At 36.0% G+C, this 14269-nt stretch carries 11 protein-coding genes; 4 read left to right on the plus strand and 7 right to left on the minus strand.

Features of this window, described 5'->3' with window-relative positions:
- Positions 1 to 375 precede the first annotated feature (375 nt).
- The 4 genes from DBO93_RS05675 to DBO93_RS05690 form a co-directional block, all read right to left on the minus strand.
- Entirely contained in the window at positions 376 to 939 is a 564-nt protein-coding gene (locus DBO93_RS05675; RefSeq protein WP_108455457.1) for a YSC84-related protein, read from the minus strand.
- Positions 940 to 1424: 485 nt separating this feature from the next.
- Complete coding sequence (locus DBO93_RS05680; protein ID WP_108455458.1) at positions 1425 to 1718, minus strand: hypothetical protein; 294 nt, start codon at positions 1716 to 1718, stop codon at positions 1425 to 1427.
- A gap of 470 nt (positions 1719 to 2188) precedes the next feature.
- Entirely contained in the window at positions 2189 to 3223 is a 1035-nt protein-coding gene (locus tag DBO93_RS05685; protein WP_108455459.1) for a hypothetical protein, read from the minus strand.
- A 5-nt stretch (positions 3224 to 3228) separates the two neighbouring features.
- The gene (locus DBO93_RS05690) at positions 3229 to 5646 is read right to left on the minus strand and encodes a pre-peptidase C-terminal domain-containing protein (RefSeq protein WP_108455460.1); all 2418 of its coding nucleotides are present in this window, start codon (positions 5644 to 5646) and stop codon (positions 3229 to 3231) included.
- A gap of 1081 nt (positions 5647 to 6727) precedes the next feature.
- Between DBO93_RS05690 and DBO93_RS05695 the strand changes: the two genes are divergently transcribed.
- Positions 6728 to 7549, plus strand: coding sequence for a M90 family metallopeptidase (locus tag DBO93_RS05695; protein WP_108455461.1), 822 nt, complete (start codon positions 6728 to 6730; stop codon positions 7547 to 7549).
- A gap of 101 nt (positions 7550 to 7650) precedes the next feature.
- Here the strand turns inward: DBO93_RS05695 and katG are convergent, their stop codons facing one another.
- Positions 7651 to 9873 carry a catalase/peroxidase HPI gene (katG, locus tag DBO93_RS05700; protein ID WP_108455462.1) on the minus strand — a complete coding sequence of 741 codons (2223 nt, stop codon included), beginning with the start codon at positions 9871 to 9873 and terminating at the stop codon, positions 7651 to 7653.
- 296 nt (positions 9874 to 10169) lie between these two features.
- On the opposite strand from katG, the gene DBO93_RS05705 reads away from it, so the two are divergent.
- The gene (locus DBO93_RS05705; protein WP_108455463.1) at positions 10170 to 11072 is read left to right on the plus strand and encodes a hydrogen peroxide-inducible genes activator; all 903 of its coding nucleotides are present in this window, start codon (positions 10170 to 10172) and stop codon (positions 11070 to 11072) included.
- Positions 11073 to 11212: 140 nt separating this feature from the next.
- Complete coding sequence (locus DBO93_RS18685; protein ID WP_162533732.1) at positions 11213 to 11365, plus strand: hypothetical protein; 153 nt, start codon at positions 11213 to 11215, stop codon at positions 11363 to 11365.
- Positions 11366 to 11444: 79 nt separating this feature from the next.
- Here the strand turns inward: DBO93_RS18685 and DBO93_RS18900 are convergent, their stop codons facing one another.
- Positions 11445 to 11966: an MATE family efflux transporter gene (locus DBO93_RS18900; RefSeq protein WP_239059180.1), complete on the minus strand. Its 522-nt coding sequence runs from the start codon at positions 11964 to 11966 to the stop codon at positions 11445 to 11447.
- Entirely contained in the window at positions 11858 to 12814 is a 957-nt protein-coding gene (locus tag DBO93_RS05710; RefSeq protein WP_239059126.1) for an MATE family efflux transporter, read from the minus strand. Before DBO93_RS05710 ends, DBO93_RS18900 begins: the two co-directional genes overlap by 109 nt.
- 432 nt (positions 12815 to 13246) lie before the next feature.
- On the opposite strand from DBO93_RS05710, the gene DBO93_RS05715 reads away from it, so the two are divergent.
- Positions 13247 to 14059 (plus strand): SEL1-like repeat protein, encoded by an 813-nt coding sequence (locus tag DBO93_RS05715; protein WP_108455464.1) that lies wholly within the window; start codon positions 13247 to 13249, stop codon positions 14057 to 14059.
- Positions 14060 to 14269 lie beyond the last annotated feature (210 nt).

A 14269-nucleotide genomic window follows, 5' to 3' on the forward strand; every position in this document is an offset into this window, starting at 1 on the left:
TAGAAAGCAAAGTTATTGCCTTGATAGTTCGATCATAAACAAGGTAAATAATATCAATTAAAGCAATAGAATTTCAGCCAAACGTTTATTGGAAAATAACGTGGACTGTCCCACCTCTTTTCATCGACTATGGTCATATAATTAGATAAAGCGATGCCAGTTATAAATGACAAATATTCTATAAAGCAGTCATTTGGTTGATTATACGAAAGGGCACTTGGGCCTACAGTAGTCGTTGCAGTCCCTAGATTTAAAGATCACTTTGTGAACATTACATAAGTGAGTAATTATTAAGTTTTACTTTTGCAGTTGGCTCAAGAATAGTCATTAAATAAAGTTAGTATTTCCTACAAAAATCCTATCGAATAAATAACTTTAATTTAGCTCTTTATCCTTCCAAAATTTCGTGCCTTTTATAGTAGCCTGAAGCGCTAAACCGTTTTCTGTAAAAGTGTATACAGTGACGTCTCCATAGTAGGCCTCACCTTCTGCTGATGCACCTTTACCGCTTGCTTTGGCAGAAGCATCTGCGTTACCACCGAATGTCCAACCTGTATTAACAAAGTTGTTCATTGCATCTACAGTATGGAAGATCATTACAATACGGTAATCCTTCACCCCAAGACCTAGACCGATTCCACCTTCAACCATATTCATGTATGTATATTTACTTGAACTCATATTCTTAACTACGCCATATCCAGTTCCAGCAGCCATGAATATCAAATTGATGTTAGCATTAGAAAAAACTGCATAGCCAGGCGCTGAGTTGATTTGGCTGCGGGTGTCAGGCTTTTTAGTAAAAAGTTGTGTTAGCACTGCGTCTTTCATTTTTAGAATTTCTTGTTGTTTCTCTGCTTTAGTACCACTTCCCATTGAAGCGCAAGCTACCAAAGTGAAAATAAAGATTAAACAAGATAAGTTTTTGATCGAGAACATGGCATTTTCCCTTTTACAGTTAATTGCTTACAGTTAATTGCTTACAGTTTAGTTCAGAGCTTAAACATTTGTAAACATGTTGATTCATTATCATATGAATACAATTAGCTTATTTTTATAAGGAAGGTAAAACCATTATTGCTGTATGTGAAATTACTTCTCATAAAGTTTAGTAGAGAAACCTGATAGTTGTATTGATTATCCTTAATAATATGTATCAAATTAGCTTTATTAATGTCCGGTGTTACTTCAGAAATGTTTTTATACAATGGGAGTGGTAGGTACTCTATTTAGCCAGCTAAGTGGCAATCGTTAGCGTGCATAGTAATAATAGTTACGACCGCTGTGTCGGATTACTTGTCGTTAGATAAGCCAAGGCTAGCGTCCGGTTTCGTATTTTTGTTAATATCTGGTCAGTGAGTATTAGAGTATTATCCATCAAGCTAAATGTATTACACAACTTGTGAAATATAGTCTGTTTGATTCTAAGCCGGACCTTGCAGTTTTAAATTCATTTTAGGATCTTTTAACACGATCCCTTTTTTAAAAAGTAATTTATGCAACTGCTTTTGTAATTTGGTTTCAGTATGACTGCCTAGTGCAACACGTAGCTTTTGTGCTTCACTAAAATGGCAATGTACTAATAAACTGGCAGGGAAGCAATCGAACTGAACAGTGTGACTTAAATGACTAAAGCCATCGACTTGCATTGCCTCTTCATTGATTTGGACTAATACAGCCAATAACTTATTGTTCAAACGATGGCAGATTTTACTCATTTTCATACTTTATGACTTACTCAATAGGCGCTAAGTTAACAAGGTACATTGTAACCTATAGTTGGAACAACAAAATTGGAAAACGATAGAAATTTAAAATAGATATTGAAATGTCAGCTATCGTATCTTTGTTAACATTAAGTTAGTGATCATTAGATACTTCGTCAACTAGCCAATTGCGGACATTAAGCCTTTGCAAATTCAGGAGCATATTTAGGTTACTATTAGGCAAGATTTTCTGCTCATTTGTGGGGTTGGTTTAAGCTCATTGCTGCCGGTGGACAGTCGATATAATAACGCTAACTGATGCCACACTGCTGACTTTAACGATTCGGTTACTAACGTCAACTGTGAGAATAAATAGTGGACACAATAAGATTTAAGGGATTAAAGTAACCTAAAAATAACCCGACCGAAAAACCTGCTCTTTCATATAATTAAGCCGCTGATTTTCAATGGTTACTTTGGCTTTAATTTTCCTCTATATTTTTATCAGTCATATAACTTAATATTAAACCTTTAATCTCGTTGTTAGCGAACTGTGTAGCTAACACTTCTTTTTTGATTGCTCTTTTTGTAGATGGGCTTCTTCTAAGCGCAACTTCAAATAAACTAGCTACAGTAGACTTTGCTTCTAACGATTGAGCAGCGCTCCATGAAATTAATGCCGAGGCGGCTTCATATTGCCCCATATTCGCTAATGAACTTAAAGCAACATTAACTTTTTCTGTTGAATCACTCGATAAGTATTGAGTGAGATTTGGCACTAAAGATTCTGTTTGAATTGTATTCAGAGCACTACGTGCAGCAATATTTTTTGCTGATTCCTTGCTGTCGATATAGTCAAACAAGTATTGCACTTGTTCCGCTTTCGCATTTTTGGCAATGCTAGTTGCTAGTTCATTTAGATAAGGGCTAGTATCACTACTTTCAGCATATGCTTGTTGTACTAACTCCGTGAAATCACCACTTCGGTTAAATCGTGAAATAGCTTTTTTAACCAAATAAACAGCTTCTGAACCTTGCCATTTTTTAGTATTTACGACATCTAACATTAATTTACTTGCACTGGGTGTATTTATTGCAGCCAATAAACTAATGGTATATTCCACTAAACTGTCACCATCTGGCGTCGATAATTCTGCATTATTTAGAATATCCAATATATAGTTATAAATATCCTTATCATCAGTATTCCTCAAATAGGTGATAAGCGACTTTTCAAACTGAATATCTACTACAGCGCCATTGCTAGCATTATCCAACAACGCTGTAAGACCTTGCATTGCTGTTTCAGAAGTTAATAAAGCCTCTCCTTGCTTTACTAACTTCTTCACCGTTAGATTTTGGCTATTATCGATCTTTTGAAGCTTGGCTTGGAGCGCAGGTACATCAATAATTTCAGCCTTATTGACATAAATATCACTCTGCACATTTCCTGTGCCGTACCAAATAAAATAAGTAATAAGCACAATCAGCATTGTCGCAATAGCAAAGTATTTCATGTTAGTTATTCCCACTCTAACGATTGATAAAGAACTTCAAATAACCAGTTAATATCTGAAACTTGGGATGTTTCTTCAGTATGTAAAATGTTTTCAGTGCTTTGTGTTCCCGCTTTCGTTATAGCAATACCTTCTTTTTCTAATAGCAAACTTAATTTTTGACTATATGATGGCACGATACCATCACCAATAAGTGATTCTCTGGTTACTCCATTTTCGATATAACGAAGTGTGTCTGGATGAGGGTGGTCGCCTACACCACTTTGATATTGATACAAATCATAGTCAAACAAAAATTTAACGTTCTTACCTAAAAGCCCAAACCTTGTTCCTTCATAAGCTAGCTGACCTATAACAAGACTATGAAGTAGAGCAATATTTTCATTTAAAGTTTTAATATTGTCAGACTCTGGAGACAAAAAATCGATACTTGGAGCTTGCAATTCCATTTGATAGTCATCAACATCAATAACACCAAAATAAGTTCGAGTCCCATTTAGTAACTCTATTACTTCCCAGTTATCTTCACATTTACTGCCATCTTGGCGATAAACACTTTTAGGGGTGCAATTATCATCCATATATTTGTAGAAACGACCAAGAGGAGAACCTTGATGGGGCGTACCTGTAGTTGCAAAACCTTTTACTAGCGTTTTATTATTAACATTTGGGTTCTGTAAATAAGCTCTTGCCGCTAAGCCACCGCGACTGTGACCGAATAAAAATATTTCAACATCGCCTCCTAAGTGCTCAACAATGCGAGCAATAGCTGATTCAACTTCAATGCCTAAGCCTTCGAAGGTGGTATAATCGCCATTGCAGCTTAAAGCACTCCCACAGGATTTGTTGTCTAAGCCTGATGCAGAATAGATTGTGTCCCTATCTAGTGAACCAAACTCCAAATTAAAGCAGTTAATGCCATCACTATTGCCGCCTAAAGCAGGTAAAGGATCATTATCTACGGTTAGTGTATAACACTGTCCATTAAAGAAACTATCATCGTTAACCATTGAATCCCAGGTATCTGGGCTAGAGGCTAAACCGTGTAATAACAGCATGGCTTTTTTGTAGACAATGTCAGATGTACTAGCAGATAAAGTGAAATTAGTATCTTGTTTTGACAACACACCTATAAAGTAAGTCGCTTCTTTCTCACTTCGAATAACACATTTTTCAGATTGACTATCACTTTCGTTGGAACGACATAGGTAATCAAATTTTGTTGGAAACTCTTCAGCTGCCACATATAAATCAGCATCACCAGTTAAATTGGTTAGCTCTATATTAAGTAAAACATTCTCTGGTGCGTTTACCGTAAAATATTGCCAATCATTAATCTTAATGTGGCCAGATATTACTTCTGTTAGAGTTAATGTCCCTGGGTTTAATAATGTGTTGAATTCTGCCGTGTAAGGTGAAGGATCTTCGTCATTGAGGATACCGTCACCGTCAATATCAGGATCGCTATTGTTGCCAACACCATCATTATCCAAATCTTCCCACTCTGTTACATCAAAGGGAAAAGCATCCTGTTCATTCTCAATATTGTCACCGTCGATATCAGTATCAGTATTATTCCCAATACCATCATTATCTAAATCGAGCCACTCTGTTGGTTCATATGGAAATGCATCATCATCATTTAAAAAGGAATCTCCATCTATATCGGAATCATCCGGGTCAGCAATACCATCAAAGTCTGTATCGCCTGCCAGTTCGCCTTGGTTATCACGCATGACATATGTGCCACTTTCGCCCCGATTTTTAATTTCACTATATACTTTGATCAAGTCGATAATACTAGCTGGATTTTCACCAAAGTTATTTAACTGCTCTGGCGTTTCAGGCATCAGCGAAAGCCTCACTAGGTCAGCCGCAACTTCAGCAAGGTAGGTATTTTTAGTAGCAATAAAGTCTTCAAATAAATTTTCAGTTACAGCATCTAGAGCTATCCCTATCTGAGCTTTCGCACCATCGATATTACCTAATTCATGTTCTTTAATATAAATTAAAGTTGTTAACGGTGTTATGACGCTTTCACCCTTAGACGACGCTAAGACAAACCCTTGATCCACCATTCTGTTTAAAGACTCATCGAATGTTTTTCCCGCTTCAGCTATAGCAAGCAAGCTATAATCGGTTGGAGTAAGGTCTGAAGAAAATGTAAGTTCTGCAATTCCTTTATTAGCTGTTTCAGCACTAGGCTCATCTGCATCTTTTAAACCATTTCCATTTAAATCAAGCCAAACTGTTGCAGCTCGCAAGTATCCATCTATGACAGTTACTTTATATGTTTGGTTTGTCGGCTGAGTTGGCTCTGGCTGTTTGTTTTGGTCGGAAGTGCTAGAACCTCCACCACAGGCAACTAGAAAAGAGGTAATAAAAAATACAAATATAGAATAAAAATAGGTACGACCTGTCATCCTTGACTCCAAATAGAAAATAAATTTCAAATTGATTCGGTATCCTTTAAACCAAACCAGTTTATTTATTAAACAATTGAATCGCTATGCAACCAATTGATAATTCTTATCATTTTCCTTTATAGAGTTCTACATGTCAATCTTCCACAAATATTTAAAAATAGAGAATAACCTTTAGTTAAAAAACAAGTTACAACATAGCTTGTTTATAGCCTAAGTTCAGGTAAATATTATCGTGTTGAAATGTCGGTTTTAAGTATTTCTATATCTAAAAGTAATGTGCTTTTTTAACATCTAATATATAAAGGTATATAAGATGAAAGAACGGATGTTTTGTCGAAATAGCCGAAGTTAGCGAAACAGTCACTAGCTTCTTCTTTTCGCAAAAAGTTATCATTAATAATTCAAAACTGACTGACCGTTATGGTGGCTTTGTTGCCAGTCAGGTTTTTCGATTAACTGATAATATTTATAGTCAAACAATGAATATTTGTATCTGTGAGGAATGTCCGGTTTCGTATCTTTGTTAACATTAAGCTAGTGACCATTAGAGACTTCTTCAGCTAGCCATATGTGGAAGTAGACTAACCATCAACACAGTCTGTGGCAGTTGTTGCCTTTAACTCTAATGACTGTTTTGTCGGATCTGCTAACATCAGTTACGCATATCCTAAAAACAGCTTTGTACAAAGTTAACTTAATTTATTAGCGGCAAACCTAATGCAATTCAGTGGTTACAGTAAATGATATTTGATGGCAGTGCTTGATGATAATGATTGGCAGTTTTAATGTGATTGTGCAGTTAAATTGATGTAATTGTCTTTTATCAAATTTTTGACAAAAAAAAAGCGCTTACCAAATAGGTAGACGCTTTAAAAAACATAAAATATAAACATAAAACACTCAGGGAAGTAAGTCTCTCATATAGTAAGAGGGTGCTTTTGGTAATAAGTTCAAATTAATTAAAAAGAAAATATTATTTTAAGTATTTAAATTTTAACATCTGATTTTTAAGAAAATAAATTGATATTTGCTTAACTAGTCCACACCTTATAGTAAAGCTTCTTTAGTATAAATTATTATGTTCTCTTTCTTACTACCTGTGATTATTGGCGTGTTGCTTATTGTTTACTTGGCTGGAAAACCACACTGGCTTGAGTATAAGCGTGAATTAATAAAGGCTAAGCCATTTAAGAAACAATGGCGTAAAATTATTCAGCAAAGAATGCCCTATTTTAGGCAAATGCCGGCGGATTTACAGTTACAACTAAAAAAACACATTCAGGTGTTTTTGGCTGAAAAAGAATTTGTTGGTTGTAATGGAGTAGAGATAACGGATGAAATAAAAATCACGATTGCCGCGCAAGCATGTTTGTTACTCCTCAACCGAAAAACTAATTATTATCCGAAACTACGTACAATATTGGTTTATCCAAGTGCTTTTGTAAAACAGCAACAAACACGCAGTGGCGACGGAGTTTATTTTACGCAAAAAATGGTATTAGCTGGTGAGTCTTGGGATTTTGGTAAAATAGTGTTGTCGTGGCAAGACGCCCTAGAAGGCGCACAAATACCGGATGACGGGCGCAATGTGGTAATCCATGAATTTGCCCATCAACTTGATCAAGAAGATGGTCGAGCGAATGGTGCACCGATATTAGCAGCAGGGCAAAGCTACCAGTGTTGGTCAGAAATTTTTTCTACGCAGTTTGAAACATTACAAAAACAAGCTAGTAGGGGAGAACCATCGTTATTCGATTATTATGGCGCAACAAACCCAGCCGAGTTTTTTGCTGTCGCGAGTGAAGTATTTTTTGAGAAATCTAAGCAGTTTAATTTACAGCACCCTAAACTTTATCAACAACTTACGCAATATTACCATGTTGATCCTATTCACTGGTAACGTATGAATGAAGCGTATTTTTGAATAAAAAAACGAGTATGGTAATGTCACCATACTCGTTGCTTAACAGATATTAATTTTTAATTAATTTTTAATTAAATTTACTTCAGATCAAAGCGATCTAATTGCATCACCTTAACCCAAGCGTTAACAAAGTCGTTGATAAACTTACTTTTAGCATCATCTGAAGCATAAACTTCGGCGATAGCACGTAACTCTGAGCTTGAGCCAAAGATTAAATCAACAGGCGAAGCTTGCCATTTTAATGTACCAGATATGCGGTCATAACCTTGATACACACCGACGTTATTTTGATCTTTTCTCCATGTGGTTGACATATCGAGTAAGTTTATAAAAAAGTCGTTAGTTAATACTTCTGGTGTTTTGGTTAGTACACCCAAAGCTGAACCATCATAGTTGGCGTTTAAAACACGCATACCACCAACCAATACGGTCATTTCTGGTACATTTAAACCCAGTGAGTTAGCTTTATCGACCAACATTGCGGTAGGCGACATATAACTCGCTTCAGTGTAATAGTTTCGAAATCCATCGGCATCGGGTTTTAAATAATTAAATGACTTAATATCAGTTTGTGCTTGTGTTGCATCAGTACGGCCAGCGTTAAAAGGTACGTCAACATCATATCCTGCGGATTTTGCAGCTTGTTCAATGGCAGCAGCACCGCCTAACACAATGATATCGGCCAACGAAATTTTTCCGCTTACAGATTGCTGATTAAAATCACTTTGAATAGATTTTAATTTTGTTAATACCTCATTCAACTCTTTAGGATTATTAACTTGCCAGTTTTTTTGTGGCTCTAGTTGAATTCGTGCACCATTGGCACCGCCGCGCATATCGGTAACGCGATGACTAGCTGCTGACCCCCATGCCGCTTTGACTAATGCCGAAGTTGTTAAGCCAGAAGCTAAAATTTGTTGTTTAAGTTCCTCTATATCTACTGTAGAGACTAAAGGGTGCTTAAGCGCTGGTATTGGATCTTGCCATGATAATATTTCACTCGGGATTTCTGAACCGACATAGCGAGCACGAGGTCCCATGTCACGGTGAGTTAATTTAAACCAAGCTTTAGCAAAAGCTTTGTCGAACTCTTTTGGATCGGCTCTAAAACGTTCAACAACTTTAAGAAAGCTCGGATCTTCTTTCAACGCTAAATCAGTTGTAAACATGATTGGCGCATTACGTTTGTTCGCTATATGTGCATCAGGAACTAAATTTACAGCGGCTTTTTCGCTGGGTATCCATTGAATTGCACCGGCTGGGCTCTTAGTTTGTACCCAAGTAAAGTTCATGAGGTTATCTAGGTAGTTAGATGACCATTGTGTAGGCGTTACAGTCCAAGCACCTTCTAAACCACTGCTACTAGTATCTGCTCCAACACCCGTTCCACATTTGTTTTTCCAACCTAAGCCTTGTTCTTCAATAGCAGCTGCAGCAGGCTCTGCACCAACACAGTTTTCTGGTTTTTTGGCACCATGGGCTTTACCTAATGTGTGACCACCAGCAATAAGGGCTACTATTTCTTCGTCATTCATTGCCATACGACCAAACGACATTCTAATATCGTTGGCGGCTAATAATGGATCAGGTACACCATGAGGTCCAACTGGGTTTACGTATATTAAGCCCATTTCAACAGCAGCAAGCGGGCCTTTTAATTTACCTTTTTTATCACGTCTCTTGTCATCAAGCATGGTAGTTTCTGGTCCCCAGTAAACAAGATCTGGCTCCCAGTCATCGCTTCTACCACCAGCAAAACCAAAGGTTTTAAAGCCCATTGACTCTAATGCGACATTGCCAGAAAGCACCATTAAATCAGCCCAAGAAAGTTTACGACCATATTTTTGCTTTACAGGCCAAAGTAATCGACGGGCTTTATCTAAGTTAACGTTGTCTGGCCAACTGTTTAATGGGTCAAAACGCTGTTGTCCGCCTGAGGCACCGCCGCGACCGTCATGTACTCGATAAACACCAGCACTATGCCACGCCATTCTTATCATTAATGGCCCATAATGACCCCAGTCAGCAGGCCACCAAGCTTTAGAGTCGGTTAACGTTGTTTCAATATCTTTTTTGAGTTGCTTTAAATCAATAGTGGCAAATTCTTTTGCGTAGTTAAATTTGGCACCGTAAGGGTTTGATTCTGCTCCGTGCTGACGCAGTGGGCTTAGGTTTAATTGCTCTGGCCACCAAAATTGATTGGTTTTGGCAGCATCAGCACTTAGTGCTGTACTTGAAAGAGTGAGTGATGAAAGTGCAACTGAAATTGCGGCAGCTAGTGGGAGTGTTTTTTTAAGCATTTTAATTCCTCAGTATTTTCTGATGGTTATTCATTTTAAAAATTAATATGCAGTAAGCTTAGTTTGCAACCGTGACTTTGGATAATTGATTGAATGGAAGATAGTCTTCTGTTTTTTAGAATTGAGGTTTTTTTTGTTTTAAATCAGTTGAGTATAGTATTTATCTTGCCATTTATAATGGGCATTCATAACTAAACCATACATGATTGCAAAAAATTGATTAAAATAGAATGTATGTTCGATATTATCTATCTATAAAAGTGCATTATGAAAAATAGTTACTGTAAGGAAAATTTATGATCTCGCTAAAACAATTACATTACGCGCTTGCCGTAGAAAAAACATTACATTTTAAAAAGGCTGCAGATGCTTGCAACGTTTCGCAATCGGCATTAAGTACCGCGATTATTGAACTTGAAAAACAGTTAGGCACGACTATTTTTGAGCGTAACAATAAGCAAGTGTTGATCACTCACCATGGTCAGTTAATTTTAAGCAAAGCTAAATCAGTAAAGTTTGAAGTTGATGAGCTATTACAAATATCACAGTCGAATAAACAACCATTTATTAATCCGATGACAATTGGTGTTATTCCAACGGTAGGGCCTTATTTATTGCCGAAAATATTACCCGAAGTTAGGAAGTTACATCCTGGCTTTAAATTGAGAATAATTGAAGAACAATCTCAGGTATTAGTCGATATGGTTAGGCGAGGAGATATTGACGCTGCCGTTTTGGCCTTGCCATTCCCCATAGAAGGCTTAATGAGTTTTACTTTCTGGCAGGAAGACTTTTATTGGGTGAGTCATAAAGATGAGTGCCCAAGCCAACTAAAAGAAATAACCAGTGAAGAATTAGAAATTGACAAACTTATGCTGCTAAAAGATGGTCATTGTTTAAAAGATCACGCATTGGCAGCCTGTAGTTTGCAAAATGAAAATCAAGATAGAGATTTTGACTCAGCAAGTTTGCATACTCTAATTCAAATGGTCGCCGGAAAATTGGGCACAACTTTAGTCCCGCACATGGCATTAGATCAATTGATACACAGTGAGTCAGAAATTAGAGCGATACATTTAAATGAGCCGGGACCACATCGCACCATATCATTAATTATTCGCCCTAACTATGTTCGAACAAACGAGATAACGATGTTAAAAGATATATTCAACACCGAACTAACCAAAAAGTGCAGTTAATATTTTAATCTTGACGGTTTAAGTAGGTGAATAAGTGTTACTAAGCATCTATTTTTTAGAACTACTTTATAGATTTAATGAAATTTACTGAATTAATCTAATAAGTAATAATGGGGTATATCTAATTAAGAGGAAGAACAATGAAAAATATATTTGTAAACATTAGTGTAAACCTGCAAAACTTATTGAAGTTAAATCATCAAGATAGTTCAAATACCAATAAGCAGGAAGTTGAGTGTAATTACAGTAATAATTACTATGGCGACCAGCAATGCCAGCCTATTGAGGCTTGAGCATTGATGGTGTAAATCAGTGGTTAATATTGCACAGATGTTTTCTATAACTGCAGGAATACATGGGCCCAATTGAAGATCAATTTAGCTGAGTTATTGTTGGTGTGGTTAGCTCAGCCGGTAAACGACGTTTAAACTCTCTGCGTAAAAAGTAATAACTAAGCAGTGCTTGAAAACAAACGGTTGATACTGAAATGTACCACAATTGTTCAATCTGAAAGTTTGCTTGATTCGACAACCAAAGTGCCGGAAAAATAAAAGCCAGTAAACGCGCTCCGGTACTTAATAATCCAGGCCAAGTATTACCTAAAGACTGAAACATGCCTGAACAAGTAAAAACAATGCCCGATGGGATAAAGTTCCAGCATATAATTTGTAAAAAAGCGGCACTGATAACAATCACTTGTTTATCCGTCGAAAAGCTCAGTAGTAATAATTCTGCTTGCCATAAACATACAATAGTCAGCAGGGTCATTAATGAGCAAGTCATGATTACAGACCAGGTAAACGTTTCTCTAACTCGCTGATAGTTTTTTGCACCAAAGTTTTGCCCTGCAATAGCGGGGCGGCAAAAGCAATAGCCATAGCAGGTAAAAATAATGCCTGCATTACTCGAGAGCCTAACCCAAATCCTGCTTGAGCATCGGCACCAAAGCGCTGAATTAGCCAATAAATAGTGGCCATATAAAGAAACATTAGAAAGAACTCACCGCCAGCCGGTAAGCCAATAGCAAATAATTTTTTTAAACAAGTTGTGTCGATTCGCCAAAGAGTAAAGTTAACGCTGATATATTTCTCTGAGGTTTTAAAATAGTAAACCAATAAAATAACCGCAAAAACTACTGAAATAGAACTCGCCAATCCTGCACCTGCAATACCCATTGCGTAACCCGTACCCCAACCAGTAATTAAAATAGGTGAAAGAATAATATTGACCAAAATAGACAACATTTGGATCATCATAGTGGGTTTAACTATGCCAGTACCTCGAAGTGCAGCGCTGATAGCAACCATAATAAACTGCAACGCCATACAAGGAATAAACCAATATAAATAGTCTAAGCCCATCGCAACAGTTTCTGGATCTTGAGAAACAATATTCAAGTAGCTTTTAGCACCTAAATAACCGATCACACAAACTACAACACCAATGACACTTGAGATCATCATGGATTGATTGAAAATATTATTGGCATTAAGTTGATCTTTTGAACCAACAGCGTGAGATATAAGTGTTGCTGTGCCAATATTGATAATTTGCGTAAGGGCAAAAATTAAAAACATGGCATTACCCGCTAAGCTTAAACCTGCCAGCGCAGTCGCACCTAATTTACCAACAAAATATAAATCGACAAGAAAGTACAAGGTTTGCACAAACATTCCTATCATCATCGGCATTGCCATGGTGATTAAGTGTTTTGGGATTGAGCCTTGAGTCAAATCTTTCATTTGGTTGAAATCCGTCATAAAAATTAAATATTAACAAGCTGAATTCTATACTTTCTAGCGGTATATTGCTTTGTTTGATTCGATCTCTGTGCGTTTAATCTTATAAAGGTGTTAATAAAACTGTTTTATAATTCAGTTGGATAACAATACTTAGTGTGATTGAGAAAACACCATAAGATATTTATTAATCGATAATTACATGGCGGATAAAGCCTTTGATAAAGACATTGGAGCTTAGTAAATTTAATGACTAAGCTTATATAAATGCATTTCAATTAAAGTGATGTTTTTTAGACAAACAGCTTAACTTATAAAGTTTGTTACATTAATAAAGTTGATAACTTTTTGTACATAATTTATGCTAATTACGTTAATTAAATGTAAATATTATAAGGCTATTAACCTTATTCGCATCAATACGAAAGGATATATATGAATAATTTATTAGGAGTGATACTGACTTTTTCCTTCTTATTTCTTTCTGTTAATTTGAAAGCAGAAGAGATTGTAGAATGTCAGAGTGAATACTGCGTTGACTATTTTAAGAAATTTAAAATGGGCGCAAAACGAGGTTATGTTCAAGCTAATGCAACCTTAGGTCAATTTTATTATATTGGTTACGGTACTGAAAAAGATGAAGATAAAGCGTTAAAGTATCTTAAAAAGGCTGCTAAAAAAGGCGAGCCATCATCTCAATATCTTGTCGGTGTAATCTCTTTAATTAGTGAGAAAAACAAAGATGTTGATAAAGGTGTTAAGTATTTAGAAAAGGTCGCTGAAGACAACTATAAAGATGCTAACTATATCCTAGGCACTTTGTATATTAATGATAAATTAATCGAAAAAGATTTACCTAAAGCTGATCTTTATTTAACTAAAGCATACAAACAAAAAGACAAAAGATTACCTAAATTATTAGAATCGATTAATGATTCACTAAATAATAATGCCGCTTCATTTCCGAAACTTTTAGCTGCAATGAAAAATAAACCTTTAGTGAAAAATAAAAACAATAATTTTGCTTGGCCTAAATCACATATAGAAATAATAACGGTGAGTGCTGCACCTTTAACTACTTTATTTGATGAGCAACTGGTGACTTTTAAAAGAAGAAAGAAAACCACAGGCTCTAAGTTACAGGGCAAAACTTGTGATGAACAAGTCGGTTGTTATCAAGCTAGGTTAGGTCGTCAATCAGCTGATACTTTCTTCAATATTACTTCGTCATACTCATATTCTAACTAATTCAAATTAATTTTTATTTGAAGCCATGCCAACTAATGAACTTTAGTTGGCATTTTTTATAAGATTAAAAAATTAATTTTATATAACCATAACCATAACCATGACCATTAAAGCATTTATTTAATTAGATTTTTGTCAAACATTTAGTTATTTTTGTTGATGAAAAAATAGCACGCTTAATACCTTAAATCGTTATAACTGAGAATACTT

The sequence above is a fragment of the Colwellia sp. Arc7-D genome, assembly GCF_003061515.1.
GTDB lineage: Bacteria > Pseudomonadota > Gammaproteobacteria > Enterobacterales > Alteromonadaceae > Cognaticolwellia.

Bases quoted from the DNA above. Each gene is read 5' to 3' on its own strand.
- DBO93_RS05685 (WP_108455459.1), bottom strand. From the start codon at position 3,223: ATGAAATACTTTGCTATTGCGACAATGCTGATTGTGCTTATTACTTAT.
- DBO93_RS05680 (WP_108455458.1), bottom strand. From the start codon at position 1,718: ATGAGTAAAATCTGCCATCGTTTGAACAATAAGTTATTGGCTGTATTA.
- DBO93_RS05705 (WP_108455463.1), top strand. From the start codon at position 10,170: ATGATCTCGCTAAAACAATTACATTACGCGCTTGCCGTAGAAAAAACA.
- DBO93_RS05675 (WP_108455457.1), bottom strand. From the start codon at position 939: ATGTTCTCGATCAAAAACTTATCTTGTTTAATCTTTATTTTCACTTTG.
- DBO93_RS05715 (WP_108455464.1), top strand. From the start codon at position 13,247: ATGAATAATTTATTAGGAGTGATACTGACTTTTTCCTTCTTATTTCTT.
- DBO93_RS05710 (WP_239059126.1), bottom strand. From the start codon at position 12,814: ATGAAAGATTTGACTCAAGGCTCAATCCCAAAACACTTAATCACCATG.
- DBO93_RS18685 (WP_162533732.1), top strand. From the start codon at position 11,213: ATGAAAAATATATTTGTAAACATTAGTGTAAACCTGCAAAACTTATTG.
- DBO93_RS05690 (WP_108455460.1), bottom strand. From the start codon at position 5,646: ATGACAGGTCGTACCTATTTTTATTCTATATTTGTATTTTTTATTACC.
- DBO93_RS05695 (WP_108455461.1), top strand. From the start codon at position 6,728: ATGTTCTCTTTCTTACTACCTGTGATTATTGGCGTGTTGCTTATTGTT.
- katG (WP_108455462.1), bottom strand. From the start codon at position 9,873: ATGCTTAAAAAAACACTCCCACTAGCTGCCGCAATTTCAGTTGCACTT.